Annotated in this window: 19 protein-coding genes; 10 read left to right on the forward strand and 9 right to left on the reverse strand. The window is 65.3% G+C overall.

Annotated elements, in window-relative coordinates; all coding sequences use genetic code 11:
• Positions 1-69: 69 nt before the first annotated feature.
• Complete coding sequence (locus tag ACVWY1_RS23990) at positions 70-669, reverse strand: Yip1 family protein (protein ID WP_023630778.1); 600 nt, start codon at positions 667-669, stop codon at positions 70-72.
• 263 nt (positions 670-932) lie between these two features.
• Between ACVWY1_RS23990 and ttcA the strand changes: the two genes are divergently transcribed.
• The gene (ttcA, locus tag ACVWY1_RS23995) at positions 933-1,757 is read left to right on the forward strand and encodes a tRNA 2-thiocytidine(32) synthetase TtcA (RefSeq protein ID WP_023630777.1); all 825 of its coding nucleotides are present in this window, start codon (positions 933-935) and stop codon (positions 1,755-1,757) included.
• Positions 1,758-1,761: 4 nt separating this feature from the next.
• Positions 1,762-2,433 carry a DNA-3-methyladenine glycosylase I gene (locus tag ACVWY1_RS24000; RefSeq protein WP_457378844.1) on the forward strand — a complete coding sequence of 224 codons (672 nt, stop codon included), beginning with the start codon at positions 1,762-1,764 and terminating at the stop codon, positions 2,431-2,433.
• A gap of 33 nt (positions 2,434-2,466) precedes the next feature.
• Here ACVWY1_RS24000 and ACVWY1_RS24005 read toward each other — a convergent pair whose 3' ends face one another.
• The 3 genes from ACVWY1_RS24005 to arsC are packed head-to-tail and all read right to left on the reverse strand — an operon-like array spanning position 2,467 to position 3,828.
• The gene (locus ACVWY1_RS24005) at positions 2,467-2,880 is read right to left on the reverse strand and encodes a DUF2069 domain-containing protein (RefSeq protein WP_046857701.1); all 414 of its coding nucleotides are present in this window, start codon (positions 2,878-2,880) and stop codon (positions 2,467-2,469) included.
• Positions 2,873-3,478 carry an NAD(P)H:quinone oxidoreductase gene (gene wrbA / locus ACVWY1_RS24010; RefSeq protein WP_457378845.1) on the reverse strand — a complete coding sequence of 202 codons (606 nt, stop codon included), beginning with the start codon at positions 3,476-3,478 and terminating at the stop codon, positions 2,873-2,875. Before wrbA ends, ACVWY1_RS24005 begins: the two co-directional genes overlap by 8 nt.
• A complete protein-coding gene (gene arsC, locus ACVWY1_RS24015) occupies positions 3,475-3,828 on the reverse strand; it encodes an arsenate reductase (glutaredoxin) (RefSeq protein WP_110701183.1) in 354 nt (117 codons plus the stop codon). Before arsC ends, wrbA begins: the two co-directional genes overlap by 4 nt.
• Positions 3,829-3,914: 86 nt before the next feature.
• Here arsC and ACVWY1_RS24020 point away from each other — a divergent pair, with 86 nt between their 5' ends.
• Positions 3,915-4,382, forward strand: a complete 468-nt coding sequence (locus tag ACVWY1_RS24020) for a TlpA disulfide reductase family protein (RefSeq protein ID WP_457378846.1) — start codon at positions 3,915-3,917, stop codon at positions 4,380-4,382.
• A gap of 60 nt (positions 4,383-4,442) precedes the next feature.
• On the opposite strand, the gene ACVWY1_RS24025 is transcribed toward ACVWY1_RS24020, so the two are convergent.
• The 4 genes from ACVWY1_RS24025 to ACVWY1_RS24040 form a co-directional block, all read right to left on the reverse strand.
• Positions 4,443-4,847, reverse strand: a complete 405-nt coding sequence (locus ACVWY1_RS24025) for an META domain-containing protein (protein WP_110701179.1) — start codon at positions 4,845-4,847, stop codon at positions 4,443-4,445.
• Positions 4,848-5,282, reverse strand: coding sequence for a hypothetical protein (locus tag ACVWY1_RS24030; protein WP_094011801.1), 435 nt, complete (start codon positions 5,280-5,282; stop codon positions 4,848-4,850). It abuts the gene before it with no gap.
• A gap of 192 nt (positions 5,283-5,474) precedes the next feature.
• A complete protein-coding gene (locus ACVWY1_RS24035; RefSeq protein ID WP_277505437.1) occupies positions 5,475-6,464 on the reverse strand; it encodes a 2-hydroxyacid dehydrogenase in 990 nt (329 codons plus the stop codon).
• Positions 6,465-6,586: 122 nt separating this feature from the next.
• A complete protein-coding gene (locus tag ACVWY1_RS24040) occupies positions 6,587-9,343 on the reverse strand; it encodes a response regulator (protein WP_457378847.1) in 2,757 nt (918 codons plus the stop codon).
• 197 nt (positions 9,344-9,540) lie between these two features.
• Here ACVWY1_RS24040 and ACVWY1_RS24045 point away from each other — a divergent pair, with 197 nt between their 5' ends.
• The 7 genes from ACVWY1_RS24045 to ACVWY1_RS24075 all read left to right on the forward strand — a co-directional run bounded on the left by ACVWY1_RS24045 (position 9,541) and on the right by ACVWY1_RS24075 (position 17,876).
• Positions 9,541-10,257 (forward strand): response regulator transcription factor, encoded by a 717-nt coding sequence (locus tag ACVWY1_RS24045; RefSeq protein WP_102683620.1) that lies wholly within the window; start codon positions 9,541-9,543, stop codon positions 10,255-10,257.
• A gap of 3 nt (positions 10,258-10,260) precedes the next feature.
• Entirely contained in the window at positions 10,261-11,661 is a 1,401-nt protein-coding gene (locus ACVWY1_RS24050) for a HAMP domain-containing sensor histidine kinase (RefSeq protein ID WP_277505434.1), read from the forward strand.
• 94 nt (positions 11,662-11,755) lie between these two features.
• Positions 11,756-12,655: a cysteine synthase CysM gene (cysM, locus tag ACVWY1_RS24055; RefSeq protein ID WP_046854528.1), complete on the forward strand. Its 900-nt coding sequence runs from the start codon at positions 11,756-11,758 to the stop codon at positions 12,653-12,655.
• Positions 12,655-14,013, forward strand: coding sequence for a 23S rRNA (uracil(1939)-C(5))-methyltransferase RlmD (gene rlmD / locus ACVWY1_RS24060; protein ID WP_457378848.1), 1,359 nt, complete (start codon positions 12,655-12,657; stop codon positions 14,011-14,013). The genes cysM and rlmD overlap by 1 nt, the downstream gene beginning before the upstream one ends.
• 99 nt (positions 14,014-14,112) lie before the next feature.
• Positions 14,113-16,353 (forward strand): GTP diphosphokinase, encoded by a 2,241-nt coding sequence (gene relA / locus ACVWY1_RS24065; RefSeq protein ID WP_046854530.1) that lies wholly within the window; start codon positions 14,113-14,115, stop codon positions 16,351-16,353.
• 123 nt (positions 16,354-16,476) lie between these two features.
• The gene (mazG, locus tag ACVWY1_RS24070) at positions 16,477-17,310 is read left to right on the forward strand and encodes a nucleoside triphosphate pyrophosphohydrolase (protein ID WP_277505430.1); all 834 of its coding nucleotides are present in this window, start codon (positions 16,477-16,479) and stop codon (positions 17,308-17,310) included.
• Positions 17,311-17,336: 26 nt separating this feature from the next.
• Positions 17,337-17,876, forward strand: a complete 540-nt coding sequence (locus tag ACVWY1_RS24075) for a DUF2058 domain-containing protein (RefSeq protein WP_110701163.1) — start codon at positions 17,337-17,339, stop codon at positions 17,874-17,876.
• Positions 17,877-17,922: 46 nt separating this feature from the next.
• On the opposite strand, the gene ACVWY1_RS24080 is transcribed toward ACVWY1_RS24075, so the two are convergent.
• Positions 17,923-18,105 (reverse strand): hypothetical protein, encoded by a 183-nt coding sequence (locus ACVWY1_RS24080; protein WP_023630170.1) that lies wholly within the window; start codon positions 18,103-18,105, stop codon positions 17,923-17,925.
• Between the last annotated feature and the right edge of the window lie 294 nt (positions 18,106-18,399).

Below are 18,399 nucleotides of genomic sequence, written 5' to 3' on the forward strand. Positions count from 1 at the left end.
ACGAAGCGAGGCCGCCTTGCGGCGGCCTCGGTGATGCCCCAGTGTTGGTTGGATCTGGTTGGTATGCGTTTAGTTGGTGTAGACGGGCCCCACGCCCAGTCCCCAGATGATCACGGTTGCGGCCATGATCGCCACCAGAACCACGAGGCCCACCGCCAGCACGGAGCTTGAGAACAGGAAGCCTTCATCCGACGGTATGTTCATGAAGGTCGGCAAGCCGACATACAGCAGGTACACGGTGTAGCAGATCGCCGCCGTGCCGATCAGCATGCCCAGCCACAGGTGCGGGTACAGTGCCGCGAGGCCGCCGATGAACAGCGGGGTGGCGGTGTAGGTGGCAAAGGCGATGCACTGCGCCATGCTTGGGTTGGCGTCGTAGGTGCGCGCCATCCAGTGGATGAAGGCGCCCATCACCGCGACCCCGGCGAGCATCGCTAGATAGGACATGATGCTCATCCACAACGCGCTTTCCATGGTCAGCATCACGGCTGGCCGCTCGCCGATCACCCAGCCGACCTGGGTGGTGCCGATGAACGCCGACACGGCGGGAATCGCCGCCAGGATCAGCGTGTGTGTCAGGTACATGTGGCTGATGCTTTCGTCCTCGCCACGAATCTCCCGCCACTCCTGGTCGGGGTGGGTGAACAGCCCAACAACGTGATGAATCATACGGGTCACTCCTATCGTCGTTGCCAAACGCCCCCCGGATGGAGCGCCTATGGCCCGAGGCCAGGACACCAGGTGCTGCGCCAATGTGGCCTTATGTCGCAGTATAGGAAGCCGTTCCCCACAGAAAACCGGCTTTTTAGAGCAAATCGCGCTGTCAGGACCGGTGCTGATTCCCTTGAAGTCTTTATCGGATTCACCTACTGCGCCGCCCGGTTTGTGCGTAAAATAGCCGGCTTTTGTCACACCTCGCGGATTCAAGCGCTATGGGCACCCTCTCGGTCAACCAGAACAAACTGCAAAAACGCCTGCGTCGCCTCGCCGGCGAAGCCATCACCGACTTCAACATGATCGAGGATGGCGACAAGGTCATGGTCTGCCTGTCCGGCGGCAAGGACAGCTACACTATGCTCGACGTTCTGTTGCACCTGCAGAAGGTGGCGCCGATCAAGTTCGAGATCGTCGCGGTGAACATGGACCAGAAGCAGCCGGGCTTCCCCGAGCACGTGCTGCCGGCCTACCTCAAGGAACTGGGTGTCGAGTATCACATCGTCGAGAAGGACACCTACTCGGTGGTCAAGGAGCTGGTGCCCGAGGGCAAGACCACCTGCTCGCTGTGCTCGCGCCTGCGTCGCGGCACCCTGTACACCTTCGCCGACGAGATCGGCGCGACCAAGATGGCCCTGGGGCACCACCGCGACGACATCGTCGAGACTTTCTTCCTCAACATGTTCTTCAACGGCGCGCTCAAGGGCATGCCGCCGAAGCTGCGCGCCGACGACGGCCGCAACGTGGTGATCCGCCCGCTGGCCTACTGCAGCGAGAAGGACATCCAGGCCTACTCGGACATGAAGGAATTCCCGATCATCCCGTGCAACCTGTGCGGCTCGCAGGAAAACCTGCAGCGCCAGGTGGTCAAGGACATGCTGGTGGAGTGGGAGCGCAAGCACCCGGGCCGTACCGAGAGCATCTTCCGCGCCCTGCAGAACGTCGCGCCGTCGCAGCTGGCCGACCGCAACCTGTTCGACTTCACCAGCCTGAAGATCGACGAGAGCGCCACCCCGCGCTTCCTCGACGTGCTGAACATCTGACCTTATGCGCGACTACCAGTGGTTGCATGAGTACTGCCTGAACCGCTTCGGTTCGGCCCAGGCGCTGGAAGCCTTCCTGCCGCAGCCGCGCACACCCGCGCAGCTGCGCGACATCACCGACGACCGCTACCTGTCGACCCTGGCCCTGCGCGTGTTCCGCGCCGGGCTCAAGCACAGCCTGGTGGATGCCAAGTGGCCGGCGTTCGAGCAGGTGTTCTTTGGCTTCGACCCGGAGAAAGTGGTGCTGATGGGCGCCGAGCACCTGGAGCGGCTGATGCAGGACGAGCGCATCATCCGCCACCTGGGCAAGCTCAAGAGCGTGCCGCGCAATGCGCAGATGATCCTCGACGTGGCGAAGGGGAAGGGCAGTTTCGGCGCGTTCATCGCCGACTGGCCCGAGACCGATATCGTCGGGCTGTGGAAGTACCTGGCCAAGCATGGCAACCAGCTGGGCGGACTATCGGCTCCGCGTTTCCTGCGCATGGTCGGCAAGGACACCTTCATCCCCACCGACGACATGGCCGCCGCGTTGATCGCCCAGAAGATCATCGACAAGCCGCCGACCAGCCTGCGTGACCTGGCGCTGGTGCAGCAGGCGTTCAATCAGTGGCACGCCGAAAGCGGGCGGCCACTATGCCAGTTGTCGGTGATGCTGGCGCATACCGTCAACCATTGAGATCGCCGGGGCCGCGTTGCGGCCCCGATACGTTCAGGCACCTTCGCCAGCCAGGCGTCGATCCTGCTGGAACTTCCAGCGCACGAACAGCAAGCCGCTGACGAACAGCCCCAGGCTCACCAGCACCTCGACCCAGCCGAACAGCGCTCGGGCGGGGTCGAAGGCGGCCAGCACGCCCTTGATGAAGTAGATATTGACCACGAAGCAGGTCCAGGCATGCGCCCGGGCGCTACCCATCAGCATGCCCGGCAGCAGCAGCAGCAGGGGGATCAGCTCGATGGCCAGGATCACTTCGACCCGCGCCCCGTGCAGGTTGGCGAACCACAGGTTGTTCACCAGCAGCAGGGCGATCAGGCCGAAGAAGCAAGCCAGGCTCAGGGCGCGGGTCAGCCGTACGCGTGGGGCGAGCCACTCCAGCGGCGGCAGCACCTTGGGTTTTCTAGCCACACTGGCCACCCAGGGCCTTGGCGGTGTTGGCCAGGCGTTGGCCGAGGGCGCGGCACAGGGTGATCTCGTGCTGGTCCAGCTCGCGCTTGCCGTCGGCGCCGGCATGGTGGCTGGCCCCATACGGGGTGCCGCCGCCGCGGGTATCGAGCAGCGCCGACTCGCTGTAGGGCAGGCCGGTGACCAGCATGCCGTGGTGCATCAGCGGCAGCAGCATCGACAGCAGGGTGGTTTCCTGGCCGCCGTGCAGGCTGGCGGTGGAAGTAAACACCGCCGCTGGCTTGCCCACCAGCTCGCCGCCCAGCCACAGGCTGCTGGTGCCGTCGAGGAAGTACTTGAGCGGCGCGGCCATGTTGCCGAAGCGGGTCGGGCTGCCCATGGCCAGGCCCGCGCAGTGGCGCAGGTCGTCGAGGGTGGCGTACAGCGCGCCGCTGGCCGGGATGTCCGGGGCCACGGCTTCGCACTCGGTGGAGATAGCCGGCACCGTGCGCAGGCGCGCCTCCAGGCCGGCCATCTCGACGCCGCGGGCAATGTGCCGGGCCATCTCGCTGGTGGAGCCGTGGCGGCTGTAGTACAGCACCAGGATGTAGGGTTCGCTCACGGCAGGATCTCCAGGACCTTCTCGGGTGGGCGTCCGATCACGGCCTTGTCGCCTGCGACCAGGATCGGGCGTTCGATCAGCTTGGGATGCTCGACCATCGCCTTGATCAGCTGAGCGTCGCTCAGGGCTGGGTTGGCCAGCTCCAGTGCCTTGTATTCGTCTTCGCCGGTGCGCAGCAGTTGGCGCGCGCCGATGCCCAGCTTGGCGAGCAGCTGTTCGAGGGTGGCGGCGTCCGGCGGGGTTTCGAGATAGCGCACGATGGTCGGTGCGAGGCCGCGCGCTTCGAGCAGTTCCAGGGCGCCGCGGGATTTCGAGCAGCGCGGGTTATGATAGAGGGTCAGATCGGTCATGACGGGTCGCATCCAGCTGGGTGTGGCGGCTATTCTAACCGCAGCGACCGACTTCAATGCTTGAAAACTTCGAGAAGGATTGACCCATGGCAAGGCGTTTGGCAGCTGCACTGGCCATCACCGCGAGCCTGCTGCTCGGCGGCTGCGGTGCGGACTACGGCGTGGACCAGCACGGCAATACGGTGAAGGCCGAACAGGTCGACGGGCACTGGTTGGTGCTCAATTACTGGGCCGAATGGTGCGGCCCGTGCCGTACCGAAATCCCCGAGCTCAATGCTGCGGCGAAGCAGTGGGATGCCCAGGGCATCAAGGTGCTGGGGGTGAACTTCGATGGCTTGCAGGGCGCCGACCTCAAGGCCGCCGCCGAGACCCTCGGCATCGGTTTCACCGTGCTCGCGCAAGACCCGGCCGAGCGCTATGAGCTGCCGCGCAGCGAGGCGCTGCCGGTGACCTATATCATCGATGACAAGGGCAAGGTGCGCGAGCAACTGCTGGGCGAGCAGACGCTTGAAGGGCTGCAGGCGAAGATCAGGGCGCTCAAGGGCGGCGCCTGAGTTCCAGCATCGCGGAGCAAGCCCGCCCCCACGTGGGAGCGTGCTTGCTCCGCGATGGTTTCAGCCTTCCTCAGGCCAGAACCGCAGCGGCTTGCCCTCGGCCGGCCAGAAGCGGATCTGCTCGATTGGCGACACGTCCCAGCGCTGCACCGTCTCCAGCGCCTGCAGGAAGCGTTTCTCCTGCTCCATCAGCGCTGGCGCGCACAGCTTGCGGGTCTTGCCGACCTTGCCGAAGCTCAAGTGCTCGCCGTCCAGCGTGTAGGGCGCGAACCAGTGGTTACAGCCGGCATTGCCATAGGCACGGCCATCGCTGGCCAGGGTCAGGGTCAGGTGGCTGTAGTCGATCAGCGGGCGTTCACCAATCCACTCCAGCAGGTAGCTTTGCTCCTGCTGCAGCTTCGAAGGTTGCGACGCGCAGCCCATCAGGCCGGTGGCGATCAGCACGCCGGTCAGCAGCTGTTTCACTCAGGCGCGCTCCTGGCACTGCGGGCACAGGTGCTTGTCGCCCTGGCTGGCCCAGCCCAGCTCCTGGACACGGGCGGTGGCTGCCGGGGCGTGGCCTTTCTTGCCGAGCTTGGCTTCGGCGGCGAACTCGAAGTCCAGCACCGCGTCGCAGCCGTCGCACTTGACTTGCCACTCGTGGATTTCCAGTTCGTTGAATACTGGCCCCTGGGCCACGGCCACCCACTGCCCGGTGGGGTTGATCAGGTGGCGTACGCTGTCCACGGTCAGGCGCATGGACAGGGTTTTGCTGCCTTTGAGCGAAACCAGCAGTGCGTCGCCTTTCTGGATCGAGCCGCCGTTGCCGGTGACCTGGTAGCGGCCCGGCACCAGCGCGCGGCACTCGATCAGGGTGTGTTGCGGGTTGAAAAGGGTGTAGCGGAAATCGTGTTCGACCATGGGTCCTCCAGAAATGCCGCGTATCTTAGTGTGGTGCTTCACAAATAACGACCCTAATTCGCGGCGCTTTTTGCGCTCATGCTGCGTTGTCGCTCCTCGCCGTAGCCGGGCTACGACTCGTCGCGACGCCTTGCTTGAGCACAAAAATCACGCGCGACTTATGGGGCGTATTTGCAAAGCACCACACTAGCATCAACCGTTTACAAGATTCTGCGGATTGCCTGCCGCCCAGCGGGAGATGTTGTCCAGGGTGGTGGCCGCGATGGCATCCAGGGCCTCGCGGGTAAGGAACGCCTGGTGCGCGGTGACGATCACGTTGGGGAAGGTCAGCAGCCGTGCCAGCACGTCGTCCTGCAGCGGCAAGTCGGAGCGGTCCTCGAAGAACAGCTGCGCTTCCTCTTCATAGACATCCAGCCCCAGGTAGCCAAGCTGGCCGCTCTTGAGCGCATCGATCAGTGCCGGGGTGTCGACCAGGGCGCCGCGGCCGGTGTTGATCAGCATGGCGCCGGGCTGCAGTTGGGCCAGGCTCTGGGCGTTGATCAGGTGGCGGGTGTGCTCGGTGAGCGGGCAGTGCAGGCTGATGATGCGTGCCTGGCGCAGCAGCTCGGGCAGTTCCAGGTAGCGGGCGCCGAGGGCGACCAGCTCAGGGTTGGGGTAGGGGTCGTAGGCCAGCAGCTGGCAGCCGAAGCCGGCCATGATGCGGGCGAAGGCCGCGCCGATCTGGCCGGTGCCGACCACGCCGACGGTCTTGCCGTGCAGGTCGAAGCCGGTCAGCCCGTGCAGGGTGAAATCGCCTTCGCGGGTGCGGTTGTAGGCCCGGTGCAGGCGGCGGTTGAGGGCCAGGATCAGGGCCACGGCATGTTCGGCGACGGCGTGCGGTGAATAAGCCGGGACGCGCACCACGCTGACCCCGAGACTCTGCGCGGCGGCCAGGTCGACGTGGTTGTAGCCGGCCGAGCGCAGGGCGATCAGGCGTGTGCCGCCGGCGGCCAGGCGCTGCAGGACCTGGGCGTCGAGTTCATCGTTGATGAAGGCGCAGACCACCTCGAAGCCCTGGGCGAGGGCTGCGGTGTCCAGGGTCAGGCGGGCGGGCTGGTAGTGCAGCTCCAGGGCGCCCGCGCTGGCGGCGCGAGTGAAGCTTTCCTGGTCGTAGTGCTGGCTGCTGAACAACAGGGCGCGCATGGGGGGCTTCCTTCTGTGAGTCGGCAACAGTCTAGGCCGTCAGGGAGATCGGGTATTGATCTGTGACGGCCCTGTCGCGGGGCAAGATGCACCGCCGCTCCCACGACTCTTGCAAAGCCTATTCAGGCGCTTTCGCGCGCCTGCTCGGCCAGTCGGCTGATGGCCTGGTCCAGTTCGTCCAGGGCCTGCAACGCCTGGGGGCTGTCCTGCTTGAGCAAGGTCTCGCTGCGCTGACAGGCCGCCCGCAACTGCGGTACGCCGCAATAACGCGAGGCGCCGTTGAGTCGGTGTACCCGTTCGATCATGGCATTGCGATCGGCCGCGTCGCGAGCGGCCTGGATCGCCTCGCGGTCAGAATCCAGCGATGCCAGGAGCATGGCCAGCATATCCGCCGCCAGGTCCGGCTTGCCGGCAGCCAGACGCAGGCCTTCCTCCGGGTCGAGCACCTTCAGCTCGCTGCTGTCGGGCAGGCGCTCACTGGGGCGTTCCTGCGGCGGTGATCCCAGGCTCAGGCCGGTCCATTTCATCACCACCTGGGCCAACTGGCGCTCGCTGATCGGCTTGGTCAGGTAGTCGTCCATGCCGCTGTGCAGCAGGGCGCGCTTTTCGTTGGCCATGGCGTGGGCGGTGAGGGCCACGATGGGTAGGGGCGGGCCGCTCTGGCTGGCTTCCCACTGGCGGATCTGTTCGGTGCAGGCACGGCCATCCATGCCGGGCATCTGCACATCCATCAGCACCAGGTCGAAGGGCTCGTCCTGCACGGCCTGCACCGCGGCATAGCCACTGTTCACCGCCAGTACCTCGGCGCCCATCCCTTCGAGCAGGGTCTGCACCAGCAGCAGGTTGGCCGGGTTGTCGTCGACGCAGAGGAGCTTGGGCATGCGCTGGCCGCCGTTGCTGCGCTGCTCGCATACTGGGCGGCGGGGTTGTACCAGTTCCAGCAGCAGGCGGCGCAACTTGCGCGTGCAGGTGGGCTTGGCCAGCAATTGGCCGTGGGCGTTGGGCAGGTAAGGATGGTAGAGCGGTTGCTCGGTGGTGGGGCACAGCACCACGCACTGGCAACCCAGGCGCTCGAGCTGTTGGTGGTACTGCCCCAATTGTTCCGGCGCCAGGCTGCCGAGGTTGACCCCGAGCACGGCGAACTCGAACGGCTGCCCGGCCTGGCTTGCCGCCTGCACGCCGTGCAGCAGCTGGTCGCAGGAGGCGAACACGCTGACCGCCAGGCCGCAGTCCTCCAGTTGGTGCTCCAACGCCTGGCGGGCCAGGTCGTGCCCGTCGACGATGGCCACGCTACGGCCGACCAGGGCCTGGGCGGGTTGCTCCTCGGTGTCGTCGTGGGCCTTGGGCAGGTTGAGGCTGATCCAGAACTGCGAGCCTTCGCCCGGCGTGCTGTCGACGCCGATTTCGCCCCCCATCTGTTCGATCAGGCGCTTGGAGATCACCAGGCCCAGGCCGGTACCGCCGGGCTGGCGCGACAGCGAGTTGTCGGCCTGGCTGAAGGCCTGGAACAGGGTGCGCACATCCTGCGGCGACAGGCCGATGCCGGTGTCCTGGACGCTGATGCGCAGTTGCACGCTGTCTTCCTGCTCGTCCTCGAGCATGGCGCGCACGACGATGGTGCCTTCGCGGGTGAACTTGATGGCATTGCTCACCAGGTTGGTGAGGATCTGCTTGAGCCGCAACGGGTCGCCTACCAGCGACAACGGGGTGTCGCGGTAGACCAGGCTGAGCAGCTCCAGCTGTTTGGCGTGGGCGGCCGGGGCAAGGATGGTCAGGGTGTCCTGGATCAGGTCGCGCAGGTTGAGCGGGATGCTGTCGAGCACCAGCTTGCCGGCCTCGATCTTGGAGAAGTCGAGGATCTCGTTGATGATCCCCAGCAGGTTGTCGGCGGATTTCTCGATGGTGCCGAGGTAGTCGAGCTGGCGCGGGCTCAGCTCGCTCTTCTGCAACAGGTGGGTGAAGCCGAGGATGCCGTTGAGCGGGGTGCGGATCTCATGGCTCATGTTGGCGAGGAACTCGGACTTGATGCGGCTGGCCTCCAGGGCCTCCTTGCGCGCCATGTCCAGCTCGATGTTCTGGATCTCGATGGTTTCCAGGTTCTGGCGCACGTCCTCGGTGGCCTGGTCGATGCTGTGCTGCAGCTCTTCGTGGGCGCTGTGCAGGGTCTCGGCCATGCGGTTGATGCCGGCACCCAGTTCGTCGAGCTCGTGGCTGCCCATGGCCGGCAGGCGTTCGTCGAGGTGGCCGTCCTTGAGCTGGTTGACCGCGTGCTTGATGCGGTTGATCGGGTCGTTGATGGTGCGGCTCATGCGCAGGGCGAGCAGCGCGGTCAGGCTCAGGCAGGCGAGGATCAGCAGCAGGCTGGTGAACAGGTTGCGGTAGCCGCGCAGCAGGGTGCCGTCGTGGGACAGCTCGATTTCTACCCAACCGAGCAGGCGCTCGGCCTCGGCGGGCACGGCGTCGGTGGCCAGGTCGCGGTGATGGCCGAACACCGGCATCAGGTAGCGGGTGGCATCATTGCCGGTGCGCTGCAGCAGTTGCGTGCCGGTACCGCCGCTGGGCGGCTGGTTGAGCATGCTGGGGCCGGCGTGGGCCAGGCGCGTGCGGTCGGCGGCGAGGAACGCCACGGCGCGCACGTCGACCTGCTCCAGGGCCTGGGCCGCGATGCGCTCCAGTTGCGCCGGGGACTGGCGAGCCAGGGCCGGCGCCGCCAGGGGCGCCAACTGCTCGGCGATCATCTTGCCGCGTTGCAGCAGCTGCGTGCGCAGGTCGCTCTGTTGCAACCAGGTGAAGTAACTGCCCAGCACCAGGGCCATCAGGCTGGCGGGGAGCAAGGCCAGCAGCAGGACGCGGCTGCGGATTCCCAAACGGTCGAGCACACCTGTCTCCTGTCATGTGCCTTTAAAAGCGCTGTTCGCGCATCAGCGGGAACGTTACTCCGCACCGGGGGCATTTGTAAGGCTTTTTGTTTGCCAAGTGAGGCTGGTCCCTCGATGGTGCGTCAGTCGGGCAATGGTTGCCTTGCCAGGAGCGCTTGCCCAATAATCACGCAACTGAGAATCGATGGCAGTTGCCAATGCATCCTGAAGCTATTCGCGCCACCAATATCCTGGCCATCGAGGACGACCCCGTGCTGGGTGCCTACCTGCACGAAGAGCTGCGCCGCGGTGGTTTCCGAGTGACCTGGTGCCGCAGTGGCCTGGAAGGCCTCGAGGCGGCGGGGCGACAGGTCTTCGACTTGGTTCTGCTGGATATCCTGCTGCCTGGCCTCAATGGCCTGGATGCCCTGGCCAGCCTGCGCCGGTGCAGCGCCACGCCTGTCATCCTGATGTCCGCGCTGGGGGCCGAGGCCGACCGTATCAGCGGTTTCGAGCGGGGAGCGGACGACTACCTGCCGAAGCCTTTCAGTTTCGCCGAGCTGCGGGTGCGCATCGAGGCGATCCTGCGCCGGGTGGCCTTCGAGCGGCGTGCGCTGGTGCCACGCGAGGCGGCGGCGGGGCAGTTGCGCTTCGATGAGCAGGCGGCCGATGTCTGCCTCGCTGGCGCCTGGGCCGGCCTGACCCCTAGTGAGTACCGCCTGCTCGACACCCTGCATCGCAGCCAGGATGAGGTGCTGAGCAAGCCGTTCCTTTACCAGCAGGTGCTGCAGCGTGGCTATTCGCGGCATGACCGCAGCCTGGACATGCATGTCAGCCAGATCCGCCGCAAGCTCAAGGCCATCGGCTATCACGAGCGGCAAGTCCGCACCGTCTGGGGCAAGGGCTATGTGTTCGGCGTGGGCGAGGCCGACTGAACCGTGCTCGATCGCCATTCGCTATTCTGGAAACTGACCGTCCTGCTGGTGGGCTTCTGCCTGCTGATGATCGGCCTCAGCTACAGCTGGGGTCGCCATATGGAGACCCAGGACGCCTTCCTTTCCGAACCTGCGCGTCAAGTGCTGCGGGGTTACGCGGCCGAGGCGGAACAGGCCTGGCGCAGCGGCGGCGCTGACGGTGTCGACGCCTGGCTGGCCGGGATGCGTGGGCGCGAGCAAGGCTGGGTGGGGGTGCTCGATGGCGACCTGCAGCCGTTGGGCAGTGCCGACCTGACCGCCGGGCAGGCCCAGCGCCTGACCCGCCTGCGCGGCGTCGACTGGCCGATGAGCCGGCGCAGTATCGGCCAGCCCTGGTTGCGTCTGCCGTTCCCCGGCGCGCCGGAGCAGGGCATGCTGGTGATCGAGCTGCCGGAACGCTTCAACCCGGGCCAGTACCGGTTGTTCTGGCGCATCGTCACCAACGGCATCATCCCTGGACTGTTTACCTTGCTGTTGTGTGTGGGCCTGTACCGCATGCTGATCGTGCCGCTCAATCAATTGCGGGAACAGGCCAGCGCCTGGCGCGCCGACCAGCTGGCGGCGCGCCTGGATTCGCGCACCACCCGGCGCAAGGACGAGCTGGGCGAACTGGCCAGGGCCTTCGATCAGATGGCCGAGCGCCTGCAGGGCACCGTGGCCTTGCAGCAGCAGTTGCTGCGCGACCTGTCCCACGAGCTGCGCACGCCGCTCAGTCGCCTGCGCGTGGCCTGCGACGGCGAGACCGACCTGCAGCGCCTGCGCGAACGCCTGCACCGCGAGGTGGACGGCATGCAGCAGCTGGTCGAAGACACCTTGCAGCTGGCCTGGCAGGACGCCGAGCGCGCCCCGCTGAACCTGGAGCCGATCCAGGTGCCGGCGCTGTGGGACCTGCTCAGCGAAAATGCCTGTTACGAAAGCGGCTGGGCACCTGGGCGGTTGCGCTGTGCGTTGCCGGCGGACTGCTGGGTGCGGGGCAGCCTCAACGACCTTGCCCAGGCGCTGGAGAACATGCTGCGCAACGCCATCCGGCACTCGCCCGAGGCGGGGGTGGTGCGTCTGGGCGGCTGGCGTGAAGGCGGGTATTGGCGTATCGACCTGGAGGACGACGGCGGTGGCGTGGCCGAGGAAGACCTCGAGCGGATCTTCGCGCCGTTTTCCAGGTTGGACGGGGCACGGCCCGGGGACGGTGGCTTCGGCTTGGGCTTGAGCATTGCCCGCAATGCGATCCGCCGCCAGGGTGGGCTGGTGTGGGCGGTCAATGGCGAGCGTGGCCTGCGCCTGTGCATGCGCCTGCCTGCCCATGAAGCGGGGCCATCGGTTGGTCCGGCGCGGGCAAGCCCGCTGCCAGGAAGCAACTCCTTATAGCTAGCCGCTATAACCACCGACAATTGCGTGATATGGCCGCGCCGGGTTTGCCGGTATGATAGGCGCCCCTGCCGTCCGGATTGCGAAAACGCCCATGACCCTGCAGTACCCAACCATCGCCGACTGCGTCGGCCATACGCCGCTGGTTCGCCTGCAGCGCATCGCCGGGAACACCAGCAATACCTTGCTGCTCAAGCTCGAAGGCAACAACCCGGCAGGTTCGGTCAAGGACCGCCCGGCGTTGTCGATGATCACCCGTGCCGAACTGCGTGGCCAGATCAAGCCTGGCGACACCCTCATCGAAGCCACCTCCGGCAATACCGGCATCGCCCTGGCCATGGCAGCGGCGATCAAGGGCTACAAGATGATCCTGATCATGCCGGACAACTCCACCGCCGAACGCAAGGCGGCCATGACCGCCTATGGCGCGGAGCTGATCCTGGTGACCAAGGAAGAGGGCATGGAAGGGGCTCGCGATCTCGCGGAAAAACTGCAGGCCGAAGGCCGTGGGCTGGTGCTTGACCAGTTCGCCAACGGCGACAACCCGATCGCGCACTACAACAGCACGGGCCCGGAGATCTGGCAGCAGACCCAGGGCACGATCACCCACTTCGTCAGCTCCATGGGCACGACCGGCACCATCATGGGCTGTTCGCAGTACCTCAAGGAGCAGAACCCGGCGGTGCAGATCATTGGCCTGCAGCCGATGGAAGGCTCGGCCATTCCGGGCATTCGCCGTTGGCCCCACGAGTACCTGCCGAAGATCTTCGACGCCACCCGGGTCGACCGCGTGGTCGACATGTCCCAGCAGGAGGCCGAGGAAACCACCCGTCGCCTGGCCCGCGAAGAGGGCATTTTCTGTGGCGTATCCTCCGGCGGGGCGGTTGCGGCGATGCTGCGCCTGTCCCGTGAAGTCGAGAATGCGGTGATGGTCGCCATCATCTGCGACCGCGGCGACCGTTACCTTTCCACCGGCCTGTTCGATCCGACCTGATGTCCAGAAAGAAAAGCAACACCGGCCTGCGCTTCCAGCCGGCCGGCGGCAACCGTGCCGCACAAGTGCCGGTGGGCAAGAAGCAGCGCCTGCTGATCGAGCGCGTGGCCGGTGACGGCCGCGGCATCGCCTTCAGCGAGGGGCGCACCTGGTTCGTCAGCGGCGCGCTGGGCGGCGAGGACGTCGAGGCGCGGGTACTTGCCGCGCGCGGCAAGGTGGTCGAGGCGCGCCTGGAGCGGGTGTTCCAGGCCAGCCCCGAGCGCCGTGAAGCGCCTTGCCGGCATTACGCCCGCTGTGGTGGCTGCAACCTCCAGCACCTGCCCCATGACGGCCAGCTGGCGCTCAAGCAGCGCCTGCTCGCCGAGCAGTTGCAGCGGGTGGCCGGCGTGCAGCCCGAAGAGTGGGCTGTTCCCTTGTGCGGACCGGAATTCGGCTACCGCCGCCGGGCGCGAGTAGCGGTACGCTGGGATACCAAGGCGCGTCAGCTGGAGGTCGGTTTCCGCGCCGAGGCCAGCCAGGACATCGTTGCCATCGACGACTGCGCGGTGCTGGTACAGCCCTTGCAGGCGATCATGCGTCACCTGCGGACCATGTTGCGCAGCTTGAGCAAGCCGCAGGCGCTGGGGCATGTGGAGCTGTTCAGCGGTACCGCCGAGGCGGTGTTGGTACGGCATGTGGCGCCATTGCCAAGGGAAGACCTGGCGCGGCTCGAGGCATTCTGCCGCGAAGCCGGCGCCCAATTGTGGCTACAAGGCGAGGGCGAGCCGGCACCGGTGGAGGCTACGGCGCAACTGGGCTTTGCCCTGGAGCCCTGGGGCTTGGAGCTGGCCTGGCGACCGGGCGACTTCGTCCAGGTCAATGCCCAGGTCAATACCTTGATGATCCAGCAGGCTTTGGCCTGGCTGGCGCCCGAGGCGCATGAGCGGGTGCTGGACCTGTTCTGCGGCCTGGGCAACTTTGCCTTGCCCCTGGCGCGTCAGGCGCGCGAGGTGGTGGCGGTGGAAGGCGTGCAGGCGATGGTCAGCCGTGCCGAGGCCAACGCCCACGCCAACAATGTGCATAACGCACGGTTTTTTCAGACCGATTTATCGCAGCCTTTGGCGGGCGCCGGATGGGCTGTCGAGGGCTTTTCTGCGGTACTCTTGGATCCACCGCGCGACGGGGCTTTCGAGGTGGTGCAGGGCATCGCCCGGCTGGGTGCGAAACGGCTGGTCTACGTATCGTGCAATCCGGCCACGCTGGCGCGTGACGCGCAAGTGCTGGTCGGGCAGGGGTACCGGTTAAAAAGGGCCGGGATTCTCGACATGTTTCCTCAGACGGCGCATGTCGAGGCCATGGCGTTATTCGAAGTGGGCTAGCCGGGCTGGCCCTCTTGGTGCGGCCTTCAGGGAGTGAGGGGCGCACAGGTGATAGCCAGTGCACCCGCGTGGTGCGCTGTATGGAAAGGTAAAGCAAAGATGGTACAGGTGAGAGTGCACCAGCCGGTCAACAACGACGGCAGTATCAATCTCGAAGCATGGCTCGATCATGTGGTGAGCGTCGATTCGCAACTCGATCGCCCGGGGTTGAAAGAGGCCTGCGAGTTTGCCCATGAGGTCGAGAAGAAAGGCAATCCGGCCAAGCATTCCTGGGCCGATGGCACGTCCAGTTTCCAGGCGGGGCTCGAGATCGCCGAAATCCTTGCCGACCTCAAGCTCGACCAGGATTCCCTGGTGGCGGCGGTCATCTACCGTTCGGTGCGCGAAGGCAAGGTGACCTTGGCCGAGGTCGGCCAGCGCTTCGGGCCGGTGGTGTCGAAGCTGATCGACGGCGTGCTGCGCATGGCGGCCATCAGTGCCAGCCTCAGCCCGCGCCAGTCGCTGGTGCTCGGCTCCCAGGCGCAGGTCGAGAACCTGCGCAAGATGCTCGTGGCGATGGTCGACGACGTGCGCGTGGCGCTGATCAAGCTGGCCGAACGCACCTGCGCCATCCGGGCGGTGAAGTCCGCCGATGACGAGAAACGCCTGCGCGTGGCCCGCGAGGTGTTCGACATCTATGCGCCGCTGGCGCACCGTCTGGGTATCGGCCATATCAAGTGGGAACTCGAGGACCTGTCGTTCCGCTACCTCGAGCCCGACCAGTACAAGCAGATCGCCAAGTTGCTGCACGAGCGCCGGCTGGACCGCGAGCGTTTCATCAGCGATGTGATGAACCAGTTGCAGAACGAGCTGCTGGCCACCGGTGTCAACGCCGATATCAGTGGCCGGGCGAAACACATCTATTCGATCTGGCGCAAGATGCAGCGCAAGGGCCTGGAGTTCAGCCAGATCTACGACGTGCGTGCGGTACGCGTGCTGGTGCCGGAAGTGCGCGACTGCTACACCGCGCTGGGCATCGTCCACACCCTGTGGCGGCACATTCCGAAAGAGTTCGACGATTACATCGCCAACCCCAAGGAAAACGGCTATCGCTCCCTGCACACCGCGGTGATCGGCCCCGAGGGCAAGGTGCTCGAGGTGCAGATCCGCACCCATGGCATGCACGAGGAAGCCGAGCTGGGCGTCTGCGCCCACTGGCGCTACAAGGGTACCGACGTCAAGCCCAGCTCGAACCACTACGAAGAGAAGATCTCCTGGTTGCGCCAGGTGCTGGAGTGGCACGAGGAACTGGGCGATATCGGCGGCCTGGCCGAACAGCTGCGCGTCGATATCGAGCCGGACCGCGTCTACGTGTTCACCCCCGACGGTCACGCCATCGACCTGCCCAAGGGTTCCACGCCGCTGGACTTCGCCTACCGGGTGCACACCGAGATCGGCCACAACTGCCGTGGCGCCAAGATCAACGGGCGCATCGTACCGCTGAACTACAGCCTGCAGACTGGCGAGCAGGTGGAGATCATCACCAGCAAGCACGGCAGCCCGAGCCGCGACTGGCTGAACTCCAACCTGGGCTACGTGACCACCTCGCGGGCCCGGGCCAAGATCGTCCATTGGTTCAAGCTGCAGGCCCGCGACCAGAACGTCGCCGCCGGCAAGACCCTGCTCGAGCGCGAGCTGTCGCGTCTGGGCCTGCCGCAGGTGGACTTCGAGCGCCTGGCCGAGAAGGCCAACGTCAAGACCGCCGAGGACATGTTCGCCGCCCTCGGTGCCGGCGACCTGCGCCTGGCGCATATGGTCAACGCCGCCCAGCAGTTGCTCGAACCCGAGCGCCTGGAGCCGGTCGAGCTGATCCCGCGCCAGGCGCGGGGCATCCGTTCGGGCAAGCGCAACGACATCCAGATCCAGGGCGTCGGCAACCTGCTCACGCAGATGGCCGGCTGCTGCCAGCCGCTGCCGGGCGATGCCATCGTCGGCTACATCACCCAGGGTCGTGGCGTGAGCATTCACCGCCAGGACTGCGCTTCGGTGCTGCAGTTGGCGGGCAAGGAGCCGGAGCGCATGATCCAGGTCAGCTGGGGGCCGATCCCGGTGCAGACCTACCCGGTCGACATCATCATCCGTGCCTACGACCGCCCGGGTTTGCTGCGCGACGTTTCGCAGGTGCTGCTCAATGAGAAGATCAACGTGCTGGCGGTCAACACCCGCTCGAACAAGGAAGACAACACCGCCTTGATGTCGCTGACCATCGAGATCCCTGGGCTGGACGCCCTCGGGCGCCTGCTTGGCAGGATCTCGCAGTTGCCCAACATCATCGAGACGCGGCGTAACCGTACCCCTTGAGACAGAACGGGGCCGCTGTGCGGCCCATCGCTGGCAAGCCAGCTCCCACAGGTACGGCATAACCCTGTGGGAGCCGGCTTGCCGGCGATCGAGGGCAAGGCCCTCGCTGAGGAAAAGATATCCATGACCTACACCCTCGACGACCTGCTGCACCTGATGGCCCGCCTGCGCGACCCGCAATACGGTTGCCCCTGGGACCTCAAGCAGGACTACGCCAGCATCGTCCCGCACACGATCGAAGAGGCCTATGAAGTGGCCGACACCATCGAGCGCGGCGACTTCGAGCACCTGCAGGGCGAGCTGGGCGACCTGCTGTTCCAGGTGGTCTACTACAGCCAGCTGGCACGGGAAGAAGGGCGTTTCGAGTTCGACGGCGTGGTCGATGCGATCACCCGCAAGCTGATCCGCCGCCACCCCCATGTATTCCCCACCGGCGAGCTCTATGCGCCGCTGGACACCCCCAAGCTGGACGAGGCCCAGGTCAAGTCGCGCTGGGAAGAGATCAAGGCCGAGGAGCGCGCCGAGAGGAGCGAGCCTGAACAGCTCTCGCTGCTCGACGATGTGCCGGCGGCCTTGCCTGCGCTGTCACGGGCGGCCAAGCTGCAGAAGCGCGCCGCCACGGTCGGCTTCGACTGGCCGGACGCGCTGCCGGTGCTGGACAAGGTGCGCGAGGAGCTCGACGAAGTGTTGCAGGCCATGGCCGATGGCGACAGCGATGCGCTTGAAGATGAGCTGGGCGACCTGCTGTTCGCCACCGTCAACCTGGCCCGCCACCTGCGCCACGACCCGGAAAACGCCCTGCGCCGCGCCAACCGCAAATTCGAGCGGCGCTTCCGATTCATCGAACAGGCATTGCGCGAGCAGGGCCTGAACATCCAAGATCGTACCCTCGACGAGCTGGACGCCCTGTGGGGCGAGGCCAAGCGTCAGGAAAAGAACCTGCCCAGCTGCGGCTGAGCTGATGCATAAGTGAGTGAACTTCCATGAGCCTTTCCCTTCGCGACCAATTGCTCAAAGCCGGTCTGGTCAACCAGAAACAGGTTTCTCAGACCAACAAGGCCGAGAAAAAACAGAAACGCCTGGAGCACAAGGGCCAGGCCGAGGTGGACGACAGCCAGCAGCGCCTGGCCAAGGAGGCCCTGGCCGAGAAAGCCCGAAAAGACCAGGAGCTGAACCGCCAGGTCCAGGAAAAAGCCGAGCAGAAGGCCCGTGCCGCGCAGATCAAGCAATTGATCGAGGCGACCCGCCTGCCCAAGCTGAATACCGAGGACTACTACAACTTCGTCGATGACAAGAAGGTCAAGCGCATCGCCGTCAACGCCCTGATGCGCAGCAAGCTGAGCAACGGCGCGCTGGCCGTCGTCGCTCATGGCGGTGGCTACGAAGTGATTCCACGCGAGGCGGCGGTGAAGATCCAGGAGCGCGACCCCAATCGCATCCTGCTGCTCAACACCCATGTCGAGGAGGCGGACGAGGACGACCCGTACGCAGCCTACAAGATCCCTGACGATCTGATGTGGTAAGCATGAAAAACCCCGCCTAGGCGGGGTTTTTCGTTTGAAGGGGGTGTTATTGCGACGGTCGCTGGTTCTCTAGGTATTCCAGCTCCATGCGGTACTGCTGGGCTTGGTGCTCATCATGGAACATGCCGACCAGTTGGCCCTGTTGATGCACATCCCAGATCCGCACACCAGCGGCCAGGCCTTCGTGGGACATTTTCGATTCGTCGCGTTCGGTTACTTGGACTGTCATCGTTAAACTCCACTGCTTCAGTTGGCTGCGACAGCGTGTCGCACACCCTCTTTATAGAGTTTGTTAGCAGGCTAAGTAAATAAAACAGCGATGAAACAAGTTTCATGAATGGGCCAATCGCGGGGCAAGCCCGCTCCCACGAATCGAGCATACGTGGGCTTGCCCCGCGATTGGGCGATACAGGCACTCACCAAAAAAGAAGGTTCTTCACGGAATCCCGGGAAAGACAGAAACAAGAACGCCGGTTTGATGGATGATGTTCGTGCGAGCAAACACATCTACAAACCGGCGTTC

This window comes from Pseudomonas sp. TE6288 (assembly GCF_054062095.1).

Bases quoted from the DNA above. Each gene is read 5' to 3' on its own strand.
- ACVWY1_RS23990 (WP_023630778.1), bottom strand. From the start codon at position 669: ATGATTCATCACGTTGTTGGGCTGTTCACCCACCCCGACCAGGAGTGG.
- ttcA (WP_023630777.1), top strand. From the start codon at position 933: ATGGGCACCCTCTCGGTCAACCAGAACAAACTGCAAAAACGCCTGCGT.
- ACVWY1_RS24000 (WP_457378844.1), top strand. From the start codon at position 1,762: ATGCGCGACTACCAGTGGTTGCATGAGTACTGCCTGAACCGCTTCGGT.
- arsC (WP_110701183.1), bottom strand. From the start codon at position 3,828: ATGACCGATCTGACCCTCTATCATAACCCGCGCTGCTCGAAATCCCGC.
- ACVWY1_RS24020 (WP_457378846.1), top strand. From the start codon at position 3,915: ATGGCAAGGCGTTTGGCAGCTGCACTGGCCATCACCGCGAGCCTGCTG.
- ACVWY1_RS24030 (WP_094011801.1), bottom strand. From the start codon at position 5,282: ATGGTCGAACACGATTTCCGCTACACCCTTTTCAACCCGCAACACACC.
- ACVWY1_RS24035 (WP_277505437.1), bottom strand. From the start codon at position 6,464: ATGCGCGCCCTGTTGTTCAGCAGCCAGCACTACGACCAGGAAAGCTTC.
- ACVWY1_RS24045 (WP_102683620.1), top strand. From the start codon at position 9,541: ATGCATCCTGAAGCTATTCGCGCCACCAATATCCTGGCCATCGAGGAC.
- cysM (WP_046854528.1), top strand. From the start codon at position 11,756: ATGACCCTGCAGTACCCAACCATCGCCGACTGCGTCGGCCATACGCCG.
- rlmD (WP_457378848.1), top strand. From the start codon at position 12,655: ATGTCCAGAAAGAAAAGCAACACCGGCCTGCGCTTCCAGCCGGCCGGC.
- relA (WP_046854530.1), top strand. From the start codon at position 14,113: ATGGTACAGGTGAGAGTGCACCAGCCGGTCAACAACGACGGCAGTATC.
- mazG (WP_277505430.1), top strand. From the start codon at position 16,477: ATGACCTACACCCTCGACGACCTGCTGCACCTGATGGCCCGCCTGCGC.
- ACVWY1_RS24075 (WP_110701163.1), top strand. From the start codon at position 17,337: ATGAGCCTTTCCCTTCGCGACCAATTGCTCAAAGCCGGTCTGGTCAAC.
- ACVWY1_RS24080 (WP_023630170.1), bottom strand. From the start codon at position 18,105: ATGACAGTCCAAGTAACCGAACGCGACGAATCGAAAATGTCCCACGAA.